The organism is Campylobacter sp. W0066.2 (assembly GCF_024723515.1).
Lineage (GTDB): Bacteria > Campylobacterota > Campylobacteria > Campylobacterales > Campylobacteraceae > Campylobacter_D.
Genome location: NZ_JANQCV010000024.1, coordinates 1 through 7,340, shown reverse-complemented (window position 1 = coordinate 7,340; position 7,340 = coordinate 1). Strand labels below are relative to the sequence as shown.

Here is a 7,340-nt window from a genome sequence, read left to right as displayed (position 1 = left end):
CCAAAGCAGGAATAAATGATGGATTTGAGGAAGATCAATTATATAAATTAATCCAAAATTGTAAAAATAAGACAAAACAAACTTACTCATAAATATTTAAATTGTTTTAGCTAAAAAAACCAATTTTAGATATTATTGATTAATCTGTATATAATCACAATATAAAAAAAGAAGTAGAGTTTTTATAATATTGTTTTAAACACTATTATATTGTCTAATAGCTATATCATTAAAGTAAAAATTACAAAAAGACAATACTATTCTAAGAAAACACTGTTGATTTTATACTCTTTCTAACTAACGATAAATAAAATCACACTCATGATTTCCTTGGTACAATATAATTATAAGTTGTAAGATCTATTTCAAATTATCTCGGAAAAATTAAAACAAGCAAATTTAAACAATAGAATAAAAATTCTAATGTTTAAATTTTAAAAACAGTGACTTTATGTATTCAAAAATTCATCAAAACTACTAACAAATTTATCATTCATCTTTAAATCTTTGTTTATAAAAAACGGCAAGGATTGAAGGGTTAATTTCTTGCCATCTTTAGTGGTAATTATTTTTCCCTTTAAAGCCTCTAAAAATTCTTCCTTCCAAGTATCTTTTGCTATTGCTAAATGCTCCCCTTTTGTTTCTATAAAACATTGTATACTTAAAAAATTATCATCATCTTTATTTTTCTTACCAAAGAAAATAAAATCAGGTTCAAATCCCATAGCATAAGTTACTTCATCTTTTCTATTGTCATAAATTTTAAATTCTTCAAATCCTTCATTTCTTATAACAAACCAGTCGGAAAAAACATTATCAATTTCATCTTTGTATTCTTCTATGAAAATTAAAAAATCTTTTTCTAATTTACTGTCAAAACAAAAAGTTTTGTGATAAAGCCACTCAAAATTCATTTCCTCAAAATTCTCTTTATTTTTAAATACTACCTTATTACCTATATTAAATTCATGAGTTATAAACTCACTTACTTCGTATTCTTGCTTTATGCCTTGCTTTAGCGATTTAAAATTTTCTAAAATATATTTGGCTATTTCAAGATTGTTTATTTGATTAAACTCTTGTCGTTTTGAAAAACAAACAACTATATCTTTCAAACAATTTTCTATAAAATCTTTTTTACTTTTAAAAGCAAAATTTTCATTGATTTTATTAAAATCAAGTCCTAATATATTCATCGCCTTTAAAAAGTATATGCTATCTATATGATTAAGAGCAGATGGTTTTTGAAGATCATATTCTTCTTTGATTTCTTCAAATTTCTCCTCACTTTCTTTTATAGAATTTGAAAAATAAGGAATTTGCAAACCTTTTATTTTTTGCTCCATCTCTATTCTTGTAATGTAAAAATTTTTCAAATCACGTTTTTTGATTCTTTTATTATTAGCGTAATAAATTTTGTTATTTTTAATAATCTCTTTTATTTTTTCATTGACTATTAAATCTATGCGTGTTTTTTCCTCCTCAAATAATAATCCTTCTTTATTCATACTTTCATTGAGTTGCTTAATAAACTCAACATCATTTCTAGTATGATAAGTTAATTTCTCTAAAGCATTTAACTCATTTTCAAGATCACTATCATACTTTCTTTTAAATTTAAGCTCATCATCAAAATCAAACAAATCGCTTTTGAAAGGATAATATCTAGCACCTCTTCCTATAAGTTGTGCTTCCTTTGTGGTTATTGTTTTACTTGCCTTTTTATTTCCAAGCCTAACTATATCAAAAAGATTTAAGACATCCCAACCTTCATTAAGTTTATCAACGCAAAAAATAACTCTTATTTGATTGTCTTTTTCTTCTAAGCTATTAAGTAAAATTTGATTTTTCTCTAGCGCTTTATCATCATTTGTGTTTAACATATAAAGCGTTTTAAAATTATTTTTCAAAAAATTTACAATAGTTTTTGCATAAGTATTTTGATATTCTCTTTTAAAAAACTCTAAGCTTTTATTTAAAAGATCACTTTCTTTGTTTATATTTTTATAAAAATCTTCTATATGCAAGCTTTCTAAATTATCTATAAAATCTATAAATTTTTCTTGATTTTGCATAGATTCTTTTATAGATTCACTCTTAAATAAAACAACAGGTTTTAAAACAATGTTATATTTTTGAGCCAACAACTCTCTATAAAGACTACAAAGCACAGCTCCTAAAAATCTATATTCTAAACTATCATTGTCATACTTAACTAAAAATATACGCTTAGAATATCCATCTTTACAAAATTCTCTTAAGGTGTATTCATAAATGATTTTATCTTGATATTTTTCCAAAACATTGAATTCTTGTGGAATAGTAGCACTAAATTCAAATAATAAATTTTCATTATTACTTTCATAGGCTCTTTTTATAATAGCTTCCCAACCTTCTTTAAGTTCATTTTCATTTTTATTTTTAGTATCACTATTTAAATGATGAGCTTCATCAGCTAAAAATACAAGCTTTTTGTCTTTTAAATCTTCAAAACTTAAAGAATTTTCCCTTTCATTTTTAAAAAGAGAAAACAGGGCTTGTATGGTGGTAAAATATATATTTATACAATCATCTTTACTTTCAAAAAGATTATTGATAATGTTAATTTCTATATTTTTAGAATCTATATTAATATCTTTAAAAAGATATTTGCTTGAGTATTTGTTGGCAAAATTTGCTTTTGTTTTTTCTAAAATAGAAGTAGAATTTACAAAAAAGATAAAATTTCTATATCCTTTTTTATAACAATCTAACATTAAAGCAGCCATTATAAGTGTTTTTCCACTTCCTGTTGCCATGTTAAACATTAAATGTCTTTGTTTTATGCTATCAAAATTTGCATAATAATACTTTAGAGCTTTTTCTTGATAAATTCTTAATTCTTTTGATAAATTATCTTTTATATAAAAAGGAATTTCTATTTGTTCTATGCCTCTTTTTCCAAATTCTTCTTGTAAAAGCTCGTGTAGTTTTTTATTAAACATTTTCATCACCATAAAATATTTCATTAAGTTTTATTGTTTCTTTAGATATATCATAATCTTTATCTTTTATATCACCATATAAAACATAATCCATATTAGAATCTAATGCTAAATTTAAAATTTGCTTTTTATCTTCTAAGCTTAATTCTTTAAAATCTTTATCTTTTAAAATGTCTTGTATATCTACTCTATAATCTAAAAAAGCTTTAGTTTTTAACTCTTGATAAATGTTATCTAATTCTTTTTCATTATTTAAATTTTGTATTTTTTCTTTATAAATTGCATTAAGTGGCATAAGCTCAGCATAAACAAAACTTCCACCACCTTGCCAATTTACTGCTTTGCTGATACCGCCTTGCTCGCCTTCTATGACTTTTTTAAGTCTTTCTTTTGTAATAGTTTCTATATAATCCATTTGCTCTATGCCTATCCATTTGCGTTTCATTTTATGAGCAACGGCTAAAGTAGTGCCACTTCCTACAAAAAAGTCCATTATAAGATCGTTTTCATCTGTAGAAATTTCAATTATTCTTTGAAGTAAAGCTTCAGGTTTTTTAGCGTTAGTAAAATCACAATTACCTTCACTTGCTAAATTATTGTATTGTATGTCGCTCCATAATGTATTTATGCCTTCTAAATATATAGGATTATTTTCATTAAATTCAACATAATCAGCTAAAAACATCAGCATATTTCTTTTTTTATCTTTGTAAAAAATTTCAATTTTTTGTTCTCTGTTTTTTCCTTTTTGTGGAGTGTATTCAATACTGACAATAGCATTTTTTAAATCAATAGTTTCTTTTAATACCTTTGCTCTTATGCTTGATTGCGCATTAGTTGTTCTAAAAATTTTATGAGTAAAATTTTTATATACTTCCTCTTCTGTATAATGATTTCGTTTCGCAAATTCCGATATTGATTGACTTTCAAAAACATCATAAGTATATAGTGTAAAATCATCGGTTTTAAAAAATTCCTTTTTACCATCTAATTTTGTGATGATTGAAGTATATTTCCAACTTTTACCATCTGCTTTATATTTTTGAATATAATTAATCAAAGGTGTTTTTATATAAACTTTATTTAATTCTAAATCTTCTTTTTTCTTTGCAAAAACATTAATAAATTCTGTTGCATCTTTTATGCTTTTACCCTCAGAACTTCCAGAAACACCACCTATTTTAGTTTTTATAGTTAAAATATTCACAAAATTATCTCTTCCAAAAATCTCATCCATAAGCACTTTTAAATAAGCTTGTTCATTATCATCACATTGCACAAAAATCACACCATCATCACTTAAAAATTCTCTAGCTACTTCAAGGCGATTTTTCATAAAAGTAAGCCATGTAGAATGATTAAATTTATCATTATATTTAAAACTATCATTGCCTGTATTATAAGGTGGATCAATGTAGATTAATTTTACTTTATTTGCATAAAGCTTTTTTAAAGAATGTAACGCTAGTAAGTTATTGCCTTTTATAAGTAAATTTGGATTATCTTTTAAATATTCTTGTAGATTTTTATTTTCGCCTATTAATTCAAAATTCTGCAAAGCTTTTTTATCAAATAACACATCTATTTCATCACGAGCCAGTATTTCATTAAAAAATATTTCATTTTGAGTTTCATCATCTTTGCTTTGTCCGCCTTTTATAACACCATCTTTAAAAGCAAAATTTAATACTACTTCGTTATTTGTTTTTAAAAGAGATTTTGTTTTATTTGCAAGTCCTATTTTGTTAGCATAGCTTGTAAAACTACCGCCTAAGCTTCTAAGATCTAAAAAATTCAAAAAATCATTAAGCTTAAAAACCAAAGTTTTTTTGCTAAAAATAAAAAATCTACTTTTAAATTCTTCTTTATATTTACTTTCTTCTAAAAGATAATCAAATAATTTCTCATCATAATTTTGTGCTAAATTTCTAACTTGTCCTAAAGTTTCAAAATATTCTTCTAAATCCTGCAATAATTTATCTTTTAGCATTTATTTCCTTTTTAATTATTTATAGTTTATTATATAACATTGTGATTAAAAACAAATATAATTAGCATAGATTACACATATCATAAAAAATCAGAAATTTTATAATTTTCATATATATTTTAAATTTTTATAAAAATAATATAATTTTAGCAAAAACCCAAAGATTAAATACTTTTGAGACTTGTAAAAAAACTTTTTAACTTTTTTAATACTTAAAATATCCAAAAACTATTAAACACTGTTAAAAGATATGTAAATATGAATTTTGATTTTAATTTAATATTTAAAAAATATTTTTGTAAAATTATATAAATAATATTTTATAGGAATATACAATGAATAAGATTGATAATATTGCAAATTTTTTAGATAACAACTCTAAAAAATGTTTAGCTATAAATGGGTCTTGGGGCATAGGTAAAACTTATTTATGGAAACAAGTTGAAAATAAACTTTCTGAAATAAATGCAGATAAAAAGATTGTTTATATAGATCTTTTTGGTAAAGAAAGTTATAAGCAGATATTAGAAGAAATAGTTTTTAAAATTCATGGAAACTACAATAAAATAATGAATACTTTTTCACAAATTGCAACCAAAATTGCAAAAATAAAATCTGCCGGAACAATTAACATTAACCCTGATGCTATTTTCTCATTTTTAAAAAAAGAAGATTTTAAAAAAGTTATTGTGTGTTTTGATAACATAGAAAGAAGAACTGATAATCTTTCTTTGAAAGAAATTTTAGGACTTGTAAATTTACTTAAAGAAGAAAAAGAATGTAATGTTGTTGTGATTTTTCACGAGAAAGAACTAAAAGAACAAGATGATAATTTGACTGAAAATAATAAAGAAGAAGAGACTGAACAAGATTTTAATAGTTGGTATCAAAAAGCTAAAGAAGAACAAACCAAACAATATAATAGTAAAAACTGGTATCAAATATACAAAGAAAAGGTTATTGATTGTGAAATAACGATAAAAAACAATGATGAAATAGCAAAGGCAATCATAAAAGATAGAATAAATAAATATACTAAAATTACAGATGAGATAAGAAATATTATTGAAAATATTATTTTCGAAAGATATAAAGAACAATGCAATGGAAATCTAAGATTGCTATATCATGTGTTAGAGCATATAGATTATTTTAACAAGCATTGTTTTTTATTGTTTTGCAAGTATGAAAATAAAAAAACATTTTCAGATGCTCTAAAATTAAGTTATAAATCATTAATATCTAAAACTAAAAAATATCTTTCTATTAAAATAGAAGAAAATGATTTATCTTCAAGCTACCATCTTTACGAAAAATACCTAAAAAATATGTTTTATTTAAGTAAAGAAGAAAAATACCAACTAAGACGCGATTTTTATCAAACTTTAAAAATTGATCTTTATTATAAACTTCAAAACTGCAAGATAGAATATTTGGTAGGTAATTTAAGTGATAAACAATTTGTAAAAGATATTGAAAATTCACTCCTAAAAATAGATTTTTATTCAAAAAATGGAATGACACACTATCCTTATGGTTTTTATCAAAACTTACTTTCAACTTACACACAAATTACAAAGAAAAAATTAAGCAACATAGAAGAAAAAATCAATCAGCACTATATAGAAGCTCTTGTTATGGAAGAATTAGAATTTGATTTTCGCGATGATTATAAATCAGATAAAGATTTTTTAAAATTATTAAAAGATGAAAAATGGAAGCGTTGTTATGAAGATACCAAAGAAAAATATAAAATAAGCAAGTATGAAAGTATTAATGCTTTTATTAATAGCTATGAGAATATAGAAAGTAGTTTTTATCCCGAAGCGATCAAGCAATATAATTTTTTTAAAAAAGAAGAATTAGTACAGCTATTTAAAAATAATAACAATTTTTGTAGGAAATTTTTTAATCATTTTTCTATGAATATGGTTGCAAGTCATAAATTTGATGATGATTTAAATAATAATTTATTTCAAGCTTATTTAGATTTTTTAGATTTAGATGAAAATAAAATAAAAAAAAGTGTTGTTTTAGAATATATAAATTCACAAAATAGTGTATTAAGAAAGCTACTAATAGAAAATAATCACTAGCTTTAAAAATAAAATCTTTTCATTGCTTTATACAGTTTTTTGTTAAATTCTTAAAATTAGATTATTTTAATCAAAGTACTATTTAAATTTAAGTTTTCGCAAAAAGCTTACAAAGCTTACAAAATTCAAACATTCATAGTCAGAAGACCAATAAAACTTGATGTAGATTTTTAAAAATAAAATTGCTATAATACGCGATCGTCACGGCAAGTAAGATCCGTTCGAGCTTGCCAAAATTACACAAATAATAACTAAACACCACTTCCTTAA

Annotated in this window: 3 protein-coding genes; 1 reads left to right on the top strand and 2 read right to left on the bottom strand. The window is 23.4% G+C overall.

Annotation, left to right across the window (positions count from 1 at the left end; all coding sequences use genetic code 11):
- Positions 1-449: 449 nt before the first annotated feature.
- Positions 450-2,984, bottom strand: coding sequence for a DEAD/DEAH box helicase family protein (locus CAMP18498_RS07675; RefSeq protein ID WP_337198239.1), 2,535 nt, complete (start codon positions 2,982-2,984; stop codon positions 450-452).
- Positions 2,977-4,974 (bottom strand): site-specific DNA-methyltransferase, encoded by a 1,998-nt coding sequence (locus tag CAMP18498_RS07670; protein WP_337198238.1) that lies wholly within the window; start codon positions 4,972-4,974, stop codon positions 2,977-2,979. Before CAMP18498_RS07670 ends, CAMP18498_RS07675 begins: the two co-directional genes overlap by 8 nt.
- Before the next feature lie 335 nt (positions 4,975-5,309).
- Between CAMP18498_RS07670 and CAMP18498_RS07665 the strand changes: the two genes are divergently transcribed.
- Positions 5,310-7,070 (top strand): P-loop NTPase fold protein, encoded by a 1,761-nt coding sequence (locus CAMP18498_RS07665; protein ID WP_337198237.1) that lies wholly within the window; start codon positions 5,310-5,312, stop codon positions 7,068-7,070.
- The last annotated feature ends 270 nt before the right edge of the window (positions 7,071-7,340 follow it).